The organism is Tolumonas lignilytica (assembly GCF_000527035.1).
GTDB classification, from domain to species: domain Bacteria; phylum Pseudomonadota; class Gammaproteobacteria; order Enterobacterales; family Aeromonadaceae; genus Tolumonas; species Tolumonas lignilytica.
The window spans coordinates 285,593-300,564 of sequence record NZ_AZUK01000001.1 but is presented as its reverse complement, the minus strand read 5'-3'; the positions used below and the strand labels follow the sequence as shown (position 1 = coordinate 300,564).

The window sequence follows — 14,972 nt, the reverse complement described above, 5'->3', positions numbered from 1 at the left end:
AGCGTTTTCCGTTATTGTTGGCTGTTGTTCGTTGTATATATTATCCACAGCACCGTCCTTTAATTAGATTACTGGCAATCACAATGAAACTAGTGACTGTATAAATCCCGAAAGCAACAATTAGCCATTGTGGCATGACCCAGGTCAAGAATTGCCATTGAATTTCAGAACAATCACCTGTGGCTTTAAAAAACCAAGGCATCCATTGATCCAGCGGCAACCATTGTGGAAAGGCAACATACAGATCGCAAGTATTAAATGGCGAAGGGTGAAGCTGGATATCAGTATGACGTAAGGCAAGACGCAAACCTTCTACGGATGAGTAAGCCCAGATCAATAAGCCACTCCAGCGAACAAGCAGATTTTTGGGGTTAAGAAAACCAATTATGGCACCACTCATAATACCCAAAATCGCGATGCGTTGATAAATGCACATGACGCAGGGTTGAAGCCCCATGACATGTTGAAAAACCATGCCACAAATTTCAAGAAAGAGGGTTGAACCAAACAAGATAGCCCATGCTATGCGGTTTTGGGTAATTTTTCGAATAAACTCTATCATCGGAATATTCCAAAATTTCAGATAGTTGGAATTTAAATACAGATAAGAAAAAAAGGGAAGAAAAAGGTCGTAATTAGATATTTATTTGGACGGCCTGCATGGGCGAAAATCTCGGTTGGTTAATAACATCACTTATAGAAACATCGGTATTAAACCACACAAGGCCAATGCCAGCAGAAAAAACAGGCTTTGCATACCAACGCGGCGTGATGATAAAGCATAGGCATAAATACCTTTTGCAACGTTGTTGCTGGCTGCCGCTACCAAAATCCCGGATGCAGCAACATGTATGGGGGTTAACGAAGGGTCTGCTTGCGTCATACCCATAATGAAGGGATCAACATCTGTCACACCCATTATCGAAGCCAGTGTGTATACGCCGTTTTCACCAAGATATGTGATCGCCAGATGTGTTGCAATTAACATGGTGACAAAAAGTGCAGCAAATAAGAGTGCTGTACTGATTTCCAACGGATTCTTCGCTTCAAAAGTATCTCGTTCTTTCAATGCTGTTTTGTCTTCGAGCTTTGACCATAACCACCCGGTAACGATTGCAACCACCGCCAAAATCATAAATGGTGGCGCTAACAGGCTCATTAATTCTCGATTAAATAGCGCAAGTAGGATCGCCAAGCGTAAGTACATGACCCCAGAAGCAATAAGAATACTGCCTGAAAACAGATAGGCCTGTTCTTCCTGTTTGGCTCGGCGAGCAAGAACGACCGTTGTTACGGTGGAGGAGTATGCACCGCCAAGCAGTGCTGACAATAAAATGCCACCCTGACCTTTGGTCAGGCGTTGCAGCACGTAACTGCCATAGGACACGGCACTTACAGCGACGACGACTAACCATATTTTGAAAGGATTTATTTGGAATTTGCTGAACGGCGTATCCGGTAACAAGGGTAAAATCACAGCAGATAACAAAAGAAACTTGGCAAAATTTAAAATGTCTGTGGTTTCAATGCGTTGTGCCAATGCTTCTAGGCGAGCTTTAAGTTCCAGTAGTAAGAGACTGGCTACCGTCAGTGTGGTCGCAATCCAAAACATTTCCCGATAAACCAAGACACCGACGAGATAAGTGACCAACCCCGACATCTCTGAAGCCACGCCCGATGCGCTGGTTCTAGATAATTTGTGCCAATATGAAATGACAAGAAATCCGGCGACTACCGCAAAACCCAGAACCTGAGGTAATAACTCTCCATTAGATAGTGCGGCCATGGCATAACCAATTAGACCTATTAACGGAAAAGCACGAACGCCTCCGAAGGCATAACTGTCGTGAGATTTACGTTCTTCTCGTTCCAAGCCAATGAGGAACGAAAGAAATAAGACGAATACCATACGTTCCCCATCAGGGGATAACCAAGGAAAATACGTCATGTGTTATCTCCAAACGACAGCAAATACAGAAAAGCTATCCGTTCATTAATTTTATTGGTGTTTTATGAAACTAATAATAGATGCCTTTAATTTCTAGGTTATATATATATTTATAGTTTCTTAAACTATTTTTGAGAACAAAATTAAATAAATATCTGATGCTGTCTATACCACCATCTGCCCACTTTCTTTCGATCGGGATACATCCTTCAAGCTCAATCTTCAGTGCAGTGAAAACGTTTTAATAAGGTGAACCGTCTTTATGTAACACAGACCATGCGCCATCGTTTTTTTGAACTAAAGCCAAGTCATCATCAGGATATTCAACAGTGTCAGCCGGGGTTCTATCACCAACTTCGATATATGTTACTTCTGTAGACGATCTGTTAAGCAATTGATGAGCAATGCCGTTGTTTGCTTTGAAACCGAAACAATCACCCGGGGAAAGCAGGAATTCATCATCGCCATAAACCAAAACCGGTGTACCTGAAATGATATAAATGAATTCATCTTGTTTGGAATGATGATGCTTTAGCGCAGATATTGAGCCCGGTGCAAGAGTCGTAAAGTTGATGCCAAAATTAGTGAGACCAAAGTAGTCACCTAATTTTCTTCTGGTACGATTTTTAACCATCAAAGCGAAAGGTTCTGGGTAAAGAGATTTTGCCGAGTGTTCGGGAATTTGTTTTGCATTAATAGGTGTACGGTTAGCCATTGCAGTCAAATCTCCTGTGATCGGAATATATATCCCCACGTCATGGGAATACATGAGGGCTGGGATTCGTATGTACCCATGTTGTGGTGTGGTTTTATTTCTCAGTAGGGGAGCAGAACCAAAGTTTATTCCCCTCACTATCTAAAAAGCTACCGACGTAATAGCCTTCATCGACTTCTTCTACAGGGTCGGAGATGGTGACATTGTGCTTTTAAAAATGCGGCAGTATCAGGCGCGTAAGCTGTAGCGAGAGTGATTCGAGGGTTGGGGTTTGTTGTCGGAGTTCCGTACCAATTTTCTTTTAACATGAGAATGGTTTCACCAATGGAATATCCAATAAGAACATCTCCTTCATATGCAGGTGGAAGGCCAAGGATTTCTCCATAGAATTGCTGAGCTCGACTGAGATCGGACACAGCTAATGCAACCACTTTAATCTGTTGTAAACCATGAGCAATAGCGGACATGTGTTTCTCCTTAATGGAGAGGTGGGCTATTTAAGTATAATTCTTATTATCATTTTTGGGGTGGTTGTGTGCTTTAATCGATGCTAGTTGTGGCAATACATTTCACTTACTGACGAGTTGCGTGGGATGCAGTTGGTTCATGCCCGAAACCATGAGTACACGGGTGTTTGACCATGCCACAGTGAGCTTGTCATTTGTAAACACGGTAGCGTCGCCGACTTTTCGTACTGTTGGGTGGTCAAGGGTTATATGGACTTTGATCTAGCCTGGCAATGTTGGACACACGGTTAAGCTATCGTCTGTTGTTCAAACTCATCTGTGCTCAGGTTTTAAATCCTTCCCCATGGATTGCTTCTACCTTCAGACTGTGGGGAAAGCTTTCAGAACAGGCATTATTATAACAACAACCTTATAAAGCCCGCCCGCATCTATCCATAGGTACGTAATGTCTCCGACCCATTTTTGATTCGACTGACTGGTATGAAAGTTCTGTTTCAACAGGTTTTCAGCAATCGGTAAGTTGTGATTGCTTTACGTGGTGGCTTTGAATTTACGGGCTACTTTTGCTCGTAATCCTTGTCATTTTGGCTTGTGGACATCATTTTACGGTTATAATGAAGACCTTGTTGCGCTTGTTGCCGCATATAATGTTTGTTGCTTGCATTCAGCTAATGATAAAAGCCACTCCGAGAAATATTCCGGACACTACACATAGCAGATAAGTAAAATTTGCTTTTATGAATCAGCATAAAAATCTGAGAATATTGAGTCTGGATCTTTTTCTGTTCGGTTGCAGTTTTGGTCATGATCCACCTCTATGAGTTATTTTACTCGTTTAATGAGGTATCCAGTAATGTCGGGTCAGATCATTTATTACCCCACCGCCATTTGGGCGGTTCTCCTTTGAGCCAGCAAATTATCATCAAAATAATAGTTAGAAAGACGGTGTAGATGATAAAACATAGTTGGCCATATCGTGGCAACAGAGTAAATGCTCCGATTGCTAGCAATACAAAAAACGCGACAAAGACTACTTTACCTTGCCAGGTAACTGGCATGCCCCAGCCCCATCCATAACGCTTTGCTGGGAACCAGTAGTCAGTTGATTTATTCATTACTCATTCTCTTGCTTGATGCAAAACACATTGATGGCCTCAGACATGTGTTATTTTTGAGTTTCTCTATCTCAAAATAATGAATTGAAATGTGCCAGATCGACATTCAAAAAACCATAACTAGCTTCACTTCAATAGAGCAAGCACTGGATTATTTTGAGATTGGGTATGACACGAAATTCATAGATGAATACCGTATAGAATTAGTAAAACGTTTCAACGGCTACTTGATCTTGGAAAAGCCAACAGATTGGTTTGCATGTCGACGTGTGTTGAAAAATGCTTACTGTAAAATTCAGCGAGGAAGACTAGATAAAACTACTCGTTCAGCATGTCGAGGATGTACAACTTGCCAACGCCGCTAGAGTGAATTATTTAGCGTGAAATGGCAGAAATCGAGCCGGTTATGCTTACGGTCTCATAACTATCGGCTAAACGGAGGTACATAGTGCCGTCCAGTGAACAAAGTGAACGGGTTTCAACGTTGCAACTACGCCTACTTTAAACAACCGCGCGGAATTACTTGCCAACAATATTGAATCAGCGAAATTTGAGGACTGTTCACATATTTTCATTTAACGAGCGGGCAGTGGGAGTCATCACCAGTGGAACCAAACGATGAGTTGCTCAGAGGCCGCCATACCAGTGGGTTAGGGCTCATAGAGGTTTTGTTTGACTGGCAACAACTACCCGGTTACGGCCCGCGAGTTTGGCTTCGTACATGGCCGCATCGGCTTTCTTGAGCCACGTCTCTGACTTTGTGCCAGCACTGTCTACCCAGACAATGCCGATGCTGACGGTCACCGGAACAAGCTCGCCCTCATGGTCTATGCGCAATGCGGCTACTTTTTCACGTAACCGTTGACATATCGCCAGTGCATCTGCCTGCGTCACGACAGGAAGGTAGAGCACAAACTCTTCTCCGCCGGTTCTGGCCAGCAGATCCGAACCGCGTAGCTGTTCTTGCAAACAATGGGCAAAGGCGACCAACACATGATCGCCCGCGGCATGACCAAATCGATCATTGATGTGTTTGAACCGATCAAGGTCCAGTTGCGCGATGGCGCTCTGGACGGGCAACTCAACGGGCAGACGCTGCTCCAGCCAACGTCGGTTTCCAATGCCTGTCAACGGATCAGTCAGCGCTGCGAGTTCCAGCCGAACTTCAGCGCGCTCATTTGACATGGTGGCGACCGCGAAGGCAATTCCAAAGTAACAAAAAACCAGCACATAGAAAGACCAGGCAAACCCGGTTGGTCCCGCCGTGCCCGCAACGATATAGGCCAGTCGCAGGGCATAAATCCCCGCGCTCAATGCCAGCAAGGCGGCCAACAGCGTGCGTGACGACAATCGTTCTTGACGATAATCGCGCAGCATCTCGAAGGCGCAAGCTCCCAGTGCCAATGTCGCTGCGGCATGAAAAGCGCCCGCTCTCCAGAGGTTCTGCAAGGGAAAACCGGTCACAACACCCAGCAGAACCACGCTCGCTGGCAGCAGTAAAACGGTGCGCCAAGGGACTTGCCTTCGCCCACTAAACTGACGTACGCCGGCCCAAAATAGCGTATAGGCGATCAAACCCAGCAACAGACTGCCGTGCGTCCACAACCACATGGATAGAACAGCGTGCTCCCCTCCCCAGGCGACGGCTGAGCCAATCGCCAACAACAGGTAGGCTGCAGCCAGATACCCCAAGCCACGTGGTCTGCACGACTGGCGACGGATATGAAGCATGCTTGAAGCGCCCGCAACCAGAGAGGTGTTGTAGACCAGAATAACAGTCGGCAAGTCAAGAGGGAGGAGGCTCATGAGGCACTCATGTTAGAAACGATGAGAGGCTTATGGTGAGAGAAGCCTAACTCCACACATGCACTATCTCCCTGGGCGCTGTAACGAGCGTGCTCGATCATTGCGTCTTCTATGTTTTTATACACAAATTCTCCAAGGGAATTTCACTTTTACTTATGGGGCAGTTGAAAACCATCCCACATTAAGTTTTTGTTAACTTCTTGTCATAAAAGCCAATTTCAGCCCGAATGAAACAAACAAAGCACCGATAGTTTTATTCAGTAAATTGCTAATAGATTGGCTGACTTTTAAACGGCTACTTGCAAAAGCAGTGAACACAGCCAGCAGATTGCAGTAAATAAGGCTATTGAAAATGAATATAGAGCCGAGAGCAAGGAATGCAAACGCTTTGTTTGGTGCATTATGGTCGATAAACTGAGGAACAAATGCCAAGAAAAATAAGGCTACTTTCGGATTTAAGGCGTTTGATAGAAAGCCTTGAATGAATATGGACTTGTGACTCAATTGTATTTTGCGTTTGTTTGAAGATTGTTCCGCTTTAGCTTTTGAACGGGGAAATAAAGCTGACAAACCCATGTAAACCAAATAAGCAGCCCCGATTAATTTAACAATTGCGAAAGCAGTTGCTGAACTGGCCAGAATCGCGGAAAGACCAAGCGCCGCAGCAAACACATGTACGTAACAACCAGTACAAACACCGAAAGCTGCAACAGAACCCGCACGCCAACCGTTAGAGGCACTTCTCGACATGATGAGAATGGAGTCAGGACCAGGGGTTAAATTTAGAAGAAAGCCGGAAATAATAAATAAAGCTAAATCATGAATACCAAACATATGAACCTCTGGGTTTAGCGCAGAAATATCAAATTTTAAGATCAGTCAATCAGAGAACATAATCAAGTGCGGTTTTCAAAGAAACTATCACATAGGAGTTACAGTAATATTAAGAAAAAATCAGACATGCCCGCGCGGTTTAATGCGATAGAGCAAATCAAAACAAAACAGTGGTCGCAAGATGTTGAACATGCAATGTCACATTTCAGAATTATTGGGAACTTCAGGAATGGGTGTATGAGCAGAATAAAAATAAAAAATGACCAAATCAACAGAGGAATTAGGTATTAAATTTTAGAATAAAAATTCAGAAATAATGAATAGATAGCGGGGTCGGGAAAATTCTGTTCCCCACGTTTGTTCCCCAGCCGTTCCCCAAGAAGGAAAATAAGGAAAAAATGGAGGATGAAAACTTCGTAAGTCATTGAAAAATAATGGTGCCGATGGCCGGAGTCGAACCGGCACGCTGTAACCAGCGAGGGATTTTAAATCCCTTGTGTCTACCAATTTCACCACATCGGCAAATCTGGAGGCGCGTCCCGGAGTCGAACCGGGCTAGACGGATTTGCAATCCGCTACATAACCGCTTTGTTAACGCGCCTAATTGGAGCGGGAAACGAGACTCGAACTCGCGACCCTAACCTTGGCAAGGTTATGCTCTACCAACTGAGCTATTCCCGCTTTCAATGTCGTTGAATTCTATATATATCTGACGGAGAGTCAATATCATTTCTTGTTAATGAGATTGTTCGGCGTTTTTTTACGCAATACGTTACTTTATTGTTCGTAATAGCTCTGGTTTTGCTGCTTTTAGATATTGCATCATTGAATAAAAGGTCAAAATTACAGCAATATACAATAAGACATAGGCCGCCCAGATCATCCATATGTTGTATTGCCAGATCAGCCCGGTCAGTGACATCATTTGGATTGTCGTTTTCCATTTGCCTGCTAAACCTACCGCAACCGAGGCTCTTTTTCCTAATTCGGCCATCCATTCACGCAATGCCGATATCAAAATCTCACGGCCTATCATAATGACGGCGGGGATGGTGACAAATACGGAGCTGTAGTGCTCGACAATCAGAACAAGAGCTGTTGCGACCATGACTTTATCAGCTACAGGATCTAAAAATGCACCGAACGGTGTGCTTTGGTTCAGGCGTCTGGCCAGATAACCATCAAACCAGTCTGTAATTGCCGCCAGCACGAAAAAAACAGCGGCGGCAAAGTAACTCCATTCGACAGGAAAATAAAATACGACAACAAAAACGGGGATCAGGGCTAGTCGGAATAAAGTCAATATATTGGGAATGTTTAACATGTTCAGCGATCCAGACGATTTTTAATGTAAGGTATCATAAATAACACGTGCTAAGGCAGGGCTTATGCCTGGAACTTTAGCTAATTCATCGGGAGTGGCTTTCATGACTTCCTGCAATCCGCCCATAAATTTTAATAATGTCTGGCGGCGTTTAGCTCCGATCCCTGGCACTGTTTCGAGTAAGCTTTCTGTTCTTTTCTTGTTCCGGCGTTGTCTATGCCCAGTAATGGCAAAACGATGAGATTCATCTCGAATATGTTGGATTAGATGTAACGCAGGCATATCTGCCGGTAGGTGTATCTCAGCATGTGTTTTCCCAAAAATGAGTGTTTCTAACCCTGGCTTTCTTGATTCCCCTTTTGCTATACCAATGAGTAGCGGTTGTTTCTGTAATAGGGGTGCTAACTCTGAAATGACAGCTTCGGCTTGTTTTAGTTGACCCAATCCGCCATCAATAAACAAAATATCCGGGATCTTCTCCTGGTCTTGTTGTTTGTTAAATCGGCGGAACAGTGCTTGTTTCATCGCGGCATAATCATCACCTGGCGTGATCCCCTCTATATTGAAGATCCTATAGTCACTGTTTTTGGGGCCATCGCGATCAAATACAACACAGGAGGCTACAGTGGCTTCGCCTTGCGTATGGGAGATATCAAAACACTCCATTCTTTTTATCGGCGAAGTAAGTGTTAATACTTCCTGCAATTGTCGGAATCGTTGTTCAACCGTCGTTTTGTGTGCCAATTTACTGGTTAGTGCGGTTTCTGCGTTGGTCGTTGCCAATTGGCTGTATCTGGCGCGCTCTGTTCTTGTCCGGCTGGTAATTCTTACCTTAACGCCCGCAATTTGGCTAAGCATGTCAGATAAACCATCTTCATCATCTAATTTATGATCAAGGATGATCTCTTTGGGTAATTGTTTTCCTGAGATGTCAGCCAAGTAGAATTGTTGTACAAAAGCATAGAGTAATTCAGATAGATCGCTATCGGTGGGGATCGATGGAAAGTAATTTCGGCTTCCTAAAACCTTACCTTGCCGAATAAACAGAACATGCACACTGGCTACGCCATTTCTGATCGCAGTTCCAATAATATCCAAGTCGTCAAATATGTTGCCACTGACTGACTGCTGCTCCTGAATTTTCCGCATGTTTGAGATTTGATCTCGTAATTTAGCGGCATCTTCAAAACGCAGTTCATTGCTGGCTTTTTCCATTTTATCCACGAGCAAGGTAATGACTTGTTGGTCTTTTCCTTGCAGAAACATGCGAGCCAGATTGACGTACTCAGCATATTGTTCATCGCTCACCAAACCCGGCACGCACGGACCACTACAACGCTTTAATTGATAAAGCAAACAAGGTCGGGACCGGTTTGCATAAAAAGAATCTTCGCACTGTCTGATCGGAAAGATTTTTTGTATGGCATGCAGGCTTTCTTTGACGGCGTAACCACTGGGATAGGGGCCGAAATATTCACCTTTAAGTTTTCGGGTGCCTCGGTGCAAACTGAGTCGAGGATGTGTGTGTGATGATAAAAATATATATGGGTAGGATTTATCGTCGCGCAGAAGAATATTGTATTTGGGACGATGCTGTTTAATCAGATTGTGTTCAAGAATGAGTGCTTCTGTTTCGGTCAGCGTCACCGTAACCTGAATATCAGCAATGTTGCTGACTAACGCTCTGGTTTTAGCACTATCTACATTGGTTCGAAAATAAGAAGAGAGTCTCTTCTTAAGATTTTTGGCTTTCCCAACATAAATAATACAGCCTGTGTTGTCTAACATACGGTAGACACCAGGCTGTTCGGTCACGACTTTGAGAAATCTACGATAATCAAACTCAGATAATATAGTCTCTTTCAATGCTGATCCTTTGGATGCTTACAAGGTTTCCGCGTCCAAAATTCCATAACGGATTGCCATTCTGGTTAACTCAACATCACCATTAATGTTCAGCTTTTCAAAAAGACGATATCGGTAGCTGTTGACTGTTTTAGGGCTTAAATTGAGACGTTCTGCAATGTCCTGAACTTTATTCCCCTTGGTGATCATCATGGTAATTTGCATTTCGCGATCAGAAAGGGTTTTAAATGGATTGTCCGTCGTCGGTGTGCAGACTTGGCTCAAGGCTATTTGCTGTGCAATTTCCGGAGATATGTAACGTTGTCCCGAATTGACGGAGCGAATTGCCTGGATCATTTCGTCCGGTGCTGAACATTTGGTTAAATAACCAACGGCACCCGCTTGCATAACTTTAAGAGGGAAGGGAGTTTCTGTTTGTACAGTTAATACAATAATTTTTATGTCGGGATTAAAGCGTAATATTTTTTTTGTTGCTTCTAGGCCACCAATACCAGGCATGTTCATGTCCATCAGGACAACATCAGCGCGGTTTTCTCTCAACCATTGAACTGCTTGTTCCCCACTCACTGCCTCACCAACTACTTTCAGACCCCGAACATCTTCAAGTATGCGGCGAATGCCTGTGCGTACCAGCTCATGATCATCCACCAGAAATACACTAATCAATCGAGTTGCTCCGCTTATGACTAAGAAGGATGCTTAACAAAAAAGTAAACATCGGATACACACTTACATATGTATATAAAACATGCTTCCTGCCGTCTTCAGTATGCTGGCTGATTGTGAAAAAGTGAAGAGGAATTGCTTTGCTATTGAAGTAAATAATGATTTCATGACGTGGAATAGATTTCTGCCAGAGGTGATGCAATGACCATTATAGCGAAAGAAAAACATCGTTTAGCCTATCAAACGCCCGATTTTGTCATCACACAGATTGATTTAGATATATTGCTGGATGAAAACCACACTAAGGTGATCGCAGTCAGCCAGGTTCGCAGAGAAGGTAATCATAAGAATTCTCTGGTGCTTGATGGTGAAGAATTAATTTTGCTTTCAGTTCGAGTGGATAAAAAAGAAGCCACATATCGGCTGGAAAATAATCAACTGCATATTGATAATGTGCCTGATTCGTTTGAATTAACAATTGAAACTGAAATCAACCCGGCAGCTAACAGCGCTTTGGAAGGGCTCTATAAGTCAGGAGCCGCTTTCTGCACCCAATGCGAAGCAGAAGGCTTCAGACGTATTACGTATTACTTGGACCGGCCAGATGTATTGGCCCGGTTTACCACCAAGATCACTGCCAATAAAGCGGCATATCCCATTCTCTTATCAAATGGTAATCGCGTTGCATCTGGCGATAATTTAGATGGTTCTCACTGGGTTATGTGGAGTGATCCGTATCCGAAACCTTGCTATTTGTTTGCGCTAGTTGCCGGTGATTTTGATGTATTAAAGGATACGTTCACCACGAAAAGCGGACGTACAGTTTCGCTGGAGTTGTTTGTTGATAAAGGCAATCTAAACCGTAGTCAGCATGCAATGAACAGTTTGAAAAAATCGATGGCATGGGACGAACAACGGTTCGGACTGGAATATGACCTTGATATTTACATGGTTGTCGCCGTTGATTTTTTCAACATGGGGGCTATGGAAAATAAAGGATTAAATGTTTTCAATTCCAAATTTGTGCTCGCCAATCCTGAATCAGCCACCGATACCGATTATTTTGATATTGAACGGGTGATCGGTCATGAATATTTCCACAACTGGACTGGAAATCGTATTACTTGTCGTGACTGGTTCCAACTTAGTCTAAAAGAAGGGTTAACAGTATTCCGGGATCAGGAATTTTCTTCCGATTTAGGTTCAAGAACGATCAATCGCATACGAAATGTAAAAATTATTCGTGGCCCTCAATTTGCGGAAGATTCTGGTCCGATGTCGCATCCGATCCGACCGGATGTTGTCATGGAAATGAATAATTTCTATACATTAACGGTATATGAAAAAGGCTCGGAAGTGATCCGCATGCTGCATACCATATTGGGCGAAACCTTATTCCAGAAAGGTATGGCGCTTTATGTGTCCCGCCATGATGGTCAGGCAGTGACCTGTGATGATTTTGTGCAGGCTATGCAGGATGCATCCGGCATTGATCTCACTCTGTTCCGGCGCTGGTATTCACAATCGGGAACCCCGGTTTTAAACATCACAGACGAATTTGATGCCGTTAATCAACAATATAAGTTAACTGTTAAGCAGCATACCCCCCCAACGAAAGGCCAAGCAGATAAGCAGGCATTGCATATTCCCTTAAGTGTTGCTTTGTATAATAAATATGGCGAATATCTCGGCGAACAATATGACCAAGTGTTAAATGTCACCCAAGAGCAGCAAGTGTTTGTGTTTTCGGATGTGGCTGACAAACCGGTTGTAGCGTTGTTACAGGATTTTTCGGCACCTGTTCGTTTGGAGTTTACATATGAGGATCAAGATTTATTCCTATTAATTCAACACTCAAAGAGTGCGTTTATCCGGTGGGATGCCGCACAAACGTTGTTGAATAAATATATTCGCCTGAATGTAGAACGATTCCAGCAAAATAAAGAATTAATACTGCCACCAAGTTTATTTTCTGTGTTTGCAGAGCTTTTACGAGATCAGACATTAGATAAATCATTAGTCGCTGAAATATTCCGCATTCCTTCCGAAAGCAGTATGGCCGAGCTGTTTGATGATATCGATATAGATGCGATACATGCAGTTAAGTGCTTCATTGAAAACGCAATCGCGACGCAATTACATGAGCTGTTTATGGAGTCCTATCAGTCGAATAAAACGGGGGCGTATCAATTAATCCAGAGCGATATTGCCAAACGAGATCTTGTTTCAGTTTGTTTGATGTATCTGGCCATTCATGGCAATGAGCGTGATCAGCATATTATTCTTTCCCATTATCAGTCTGCTGATAACATGACAGATGTGTTAGCTGCTATGCAGGCGGCCAAGCAGGGCGAGTTATCCATCTTTGCAGAAATGATGCTGGCATTTGAAGCAAAATGGAAAACAGATGGCTTAGTTATGGATAATTGGTTCCGTTTGCAGGCAACATCACCATCGGCTAATTGTTTGAGTACGGTTAAATCACTACTGACACATCCATCTTTTAGTATGCAAAACCCCAATCGATTGCGTGCACTGATTGGTACATTCAGTGCGGCAAATTCATATCGTTTTCATGCTATTGATGGTTCAGGTTATGTTTTCCTGGGTGAAATTCTGGCGCAATTGAACAAGAGTAATCCTCAGGTTGCGTCTCGCCTGATTACGCCACTGTTGCAATTTAAGCGTTTTGACACAGTCCGTCAGGGACTCATGAAACAAGAGCTGCAAAAATTGGCGGGACAACCTGATTTATCACGTGATTTGTTTGAAAAAGTTTCCCGGGCATTAGCGGAGTAAACTTATTATCGGGCGTGTATATCACGCCTGATAATGAATGTTTTTATGATTTATACATTCCGTATTGATATCTCTTCGGATGATGTTTTGAAGTTCTATCAGGGAACCTTGGAAGCTATTTCTGTCGTTTCAGAACAGGGGGCTCGACTGCAGTTCCCTTTTTACCATTTACGGCCATTTATTTCGAAAATTGGAATAAAAGGACGTTTCCGAATGGTGATCGATACAGACAATCGAATTTCTGTAATAGAACAGATAAGTTAATCATCCTCATTTGTTTAACAATTTTCATACAAAATGTCTAAAGATGCATCTGGCTGCTTTTCGGGATAAAATGGCACGGAAAGGAATAAATGCCTGAGATGCCATCGCATTCGAGAGAGGATTTTGATGTTTTATTACCCGTTAGCTCGCCATTTTTTATTCAAACTTGATCCGGAAGTTGCTCATGAATTAAGTATCCATCAATTAGCATGGATGGGCGGAACGCCCTTTGAATTGTTTTTCCGGAATAAATTACCGTCACGCCCTGTTGAAGTGATGGGGCTTAAGTTTGATAACCCTGTTGGGTTGGCGGCTGGGTTAGATAAAGATGGCGATGCTATCGACGCATTCGGTGCAATGGGATTTGGTTTCATCGAAGTCGGCACTGTCACACCGCGTCCACAGCCGGGAAATGATAAGCCGCGTATTTTTCGCGTCATTCCTGCGCAAGGTATTATTAATCGGATGGGTTTTAATAATAAAGGCGTTGATAATCTGATCGAAAATGTCAAAAAGAGCCACTATAAAGGTATTCTTGGCATTAATATTGGTAAAAATAAAGATACGCCCATAGAAAATGGGAAAGATGATTATTTGATCTGTATGGATAAAGTCTATGCCTATGCAGGTTATATTGCGGTAAATATTTCATCACCTAATACCCCTAATTTACGCCAGTTGCAGTATGGTGAAGCATTAGATGATTTATTAAAGGCGTTGAAAGAGCGCCAAAAAGAACTGGCGGAAAAACATAATAAATATGTACCGCTGGCAGTCAAAATTGCCCCAGACCTCTCGTCGGAGGAATTAAAACAAGTTGCAGAATCATTATTGCGGTATGAGATCGATGGTGTGATTGCGACCAATACGACACTGGATCGTACATTGATCCACGATATGCCTCATGCGGCAGAAACAGGCGGTTTAAGTGGTCGTCCTTTGCAAAATAAGAGCACGGAAATTATCCGTTCACTGCATGAATATTTGAAAGGGCAAATTCCGATTATCGGTGTGGGTGGCATTGACTCTGCAATGGCGGCCAGAGAAAAAATGCAAGCAGGTGCCCAATTAGTCCAAATTTATTCCGGATTTATTTATCACGGACCTGATTTGGTAAAAAACATTGTAAATAACATCTGATATTTGCATAAATTTTCATTGTCTGTTT

Annotated in this window: 14 protein-coding genes, 3 tRNA genes and 1 pseudogene; 4 read left to right on the top strand and 14 right to left on the bottom strand. The window is 43.1% G+C overall.

The genetic code is table 11. From position 1 onward, the window contains the following. Positions 1-40: 40 nt before the first annotated feature. The 6 genes and pseudogenes from dsbB to H027_RS0101360 form a co-directional block, all read right to left on the bottom strand. Entirely contained in the window at positions 41-562 is a 522-nt protein-coding gene (dsbB, locus tag H027_RS0101385) for a disulfide bond formation protein DsbB (protein ID WP_024870741.1), read from the bottom strand. Between the two features lie 132 nt (positions 563-694). Beyond that, the gene (locus tag H027_RS0101380) at positions 695-1,948 is read right to left on the bottom strand and encodes an MgtC/SapB family protein (RefSeq protein WP_024870740.1); all 1,254 of its coding nucleotides are present in this window, start codon (positions 1,946-1,948) and stop codon (positions 695-697) included. A 241-nt stretch (positions 1,949-2,189) separates the two neighbouring features. Further along, positions 2,190-2,663: a cupin domain-containing protein gene (locus H027_RS0101375; protein WP_024870739.1), complete on the bottom strand. Its 474-nt coding sequence runs from the start codon at positions 2,661-2,663 to the stop codon at positions 2,190-2,192. A gap of 167 nt (positions 2,664-2,830) precedes the next feature. Next, a complete protein-coding gene (locus H027_RS17360) occupies positions 2,831-3,130 on the bottom strand; it encodes a VOC family protein (protein ID WP_202593429.1) in 300 nt (99 codons plus the stop codon). Between the two features lie 396 nt (positions 3,131-3,526). Beyond that, positions 3,527-3,709 (bottom strand): annotated as a pseudogene (locus H027_RS19090) (IS3 family transposase); the annotation flags it as partial. Positions 3,710-3,996: 287 nt separating this feature from the next. Continuing rightward, positions 3,997-4,245: a hypothetical protein gene (locus H027_RS0101360; protein WP_024870738.1), complete on the bottom strand. Its 249-nt coding sequence runs from the start codon at positions 4,243-4,245 to the stop codon at positions 3,997-3,999. 89 nt (positions 4,246-4,334) lie between these two features. Between H027_RS0101360 and H027_RS19345 the strand changes: the two genes are divergently transcribed. Further along, on the top strand, positions 4,335-4,610 hold the full coding sequence (locus tag H027_RS19345) for a nitrogenase-stabilizing/protective protein NifW (protein ID WP_081741334.1): 276 nt from the start codon (positions 4,335-4,337) through the stop codon (positions 4,608-4,610). Between the two features lie 292 nt (positions 4,611-4,902). Here H027_RS19345 and H027_RS0101355 read toward each other — a convergent pair whose 3' ends face one another. The 8 genes from H027_RS0101355 to uvrY all read right to left on the bottom strand — a co-directional run bounded on the left by H027_RS0101355 (position 4,903) and on the right by uvrY (position 10,741). Then, positions 4,903-6,051, bottom strand: a complete 1,149-nt coding sequence (locus tag H027_RS0101355) for a GGDEF domain-containing protein (RefSeq protein WP_024870737.1) — start codon at positions 6,049-6,051, stop codon at positions 4,903-4,905. A gap of 192 nt (positions 6,052-6,243) precedes the next feature. Next, a complete protein-coding gene (locus tag H027_RS0101350) occupies positions 6,244-6,885 on the bottom strand; it encodes a LysE family translocator (protein ID WP_024870736.1) in 642 nt (213 codons plus the stop codon). 435 nt (positions 6,886-7,320) lie between these two features. Beyond that, a tRNA-Leu gene (locus H027_RS0101340) sits at positions 7,321-7,407 on the bottom strand. Positions 7,408-7,412: 5 nt separating this feature from the next. Next, positions 7,413-7,486: transfer RNA gene (locus H027_RS0101335), tRNA-Cys, on the bottom strand. 4 nt (positions 7,487-7,490) lie between these two features. After that, positions 7,491-7,566: transfer RNA gene (locus tag H027_RS0101330), tRNA-Gly, on the bottom strand. 91 nt (positions 7,567-7,657) lie between these two features. Beyond that, positions 7,658-8,209: a CDP-diacylglycerol--glycerol-3-phosphate 3-phosphatidyltransferase gene (pgsA, locus tag H027_RS0101325; protein ID WP_024870735.1), complete on the bottom strand. Its 552-nt coding sequence runs from the start codon at positions 8,207-8,209 to the stop codon at positions 7,658-7,660. A gap of 21 nt (positions 8,210-8,230) precedes the next feature. Beyond that, positions 8,231-10,063, bottom strand: a complete 1,833-nt coding sequence (gene uvrC, locus H027_RS0101320; RefSeq protein ID WP_024870734.1) for an excinuclease ABC subunit UvrC — start codon at positions 10,061-10,063, stop codon at positions 8,231-8,233. Positions 10,064-10,093: 30 nt separating this feature from the next. Beyond that, complete coding sequence (gene uvrY / locus H027_RS0101315; protein ID WP_024870733.1) at positions 10,094-10,741, bottom strand: UvrY/SirA/GacA family response regulator transcription factor; 648 nt, start codon at positions 10,739-10,741, stop codon at positions 10,094-10,096. A gap of 180 nt (positions 10,742-10,921) precedes the next feature. Here uvrY and pepN point away from each other — a divergent pair, with 180 nt between their 5' ends. The 3 genes from pepN (at position 10,922) to pyrD (ending at position 14,944) form a co-directional block, all read left to right on the top strand. Then, the gene (gene pepN / locus H027_RS0101310) at positions 10,922-13,540 is read left to right on the top strand and encodes an aminopeptidase N (protein WP_420804651.1); all 2,619 of its coding nucleotides are present in this window, start codon (positions 10,922-10,924) and stop codon (positions 13,538-13,540) included. Positions 13,541-13,573: 33 nt separating this feature from the next. After that, positions 13,574-13,804, top strand: coding sequence for a DUF2835 family protein (locus H027_RS19340; protein WP_024870731.1), 231 nt, complete (start codon positions 13,574-13,576; stop codon positions 13,802-13,804). A 126-nt stretch (positions 13,805-13,930) separates the two neighbouring features. After that, positions 13,931-14,944 (top strand): quinone-dependent dihydroorotate dehydrogenase, encoded by a 1,014-nt coding sequence (pyrD, locus tag H027_RS0101300; protein WP_024870730.1) that lies wholly within the window; start codon positions 13,931-13,933, stop codon positions 14,942-14,944. Positions 14,945-14,972 lie beyond the last annotated feature (28 nt).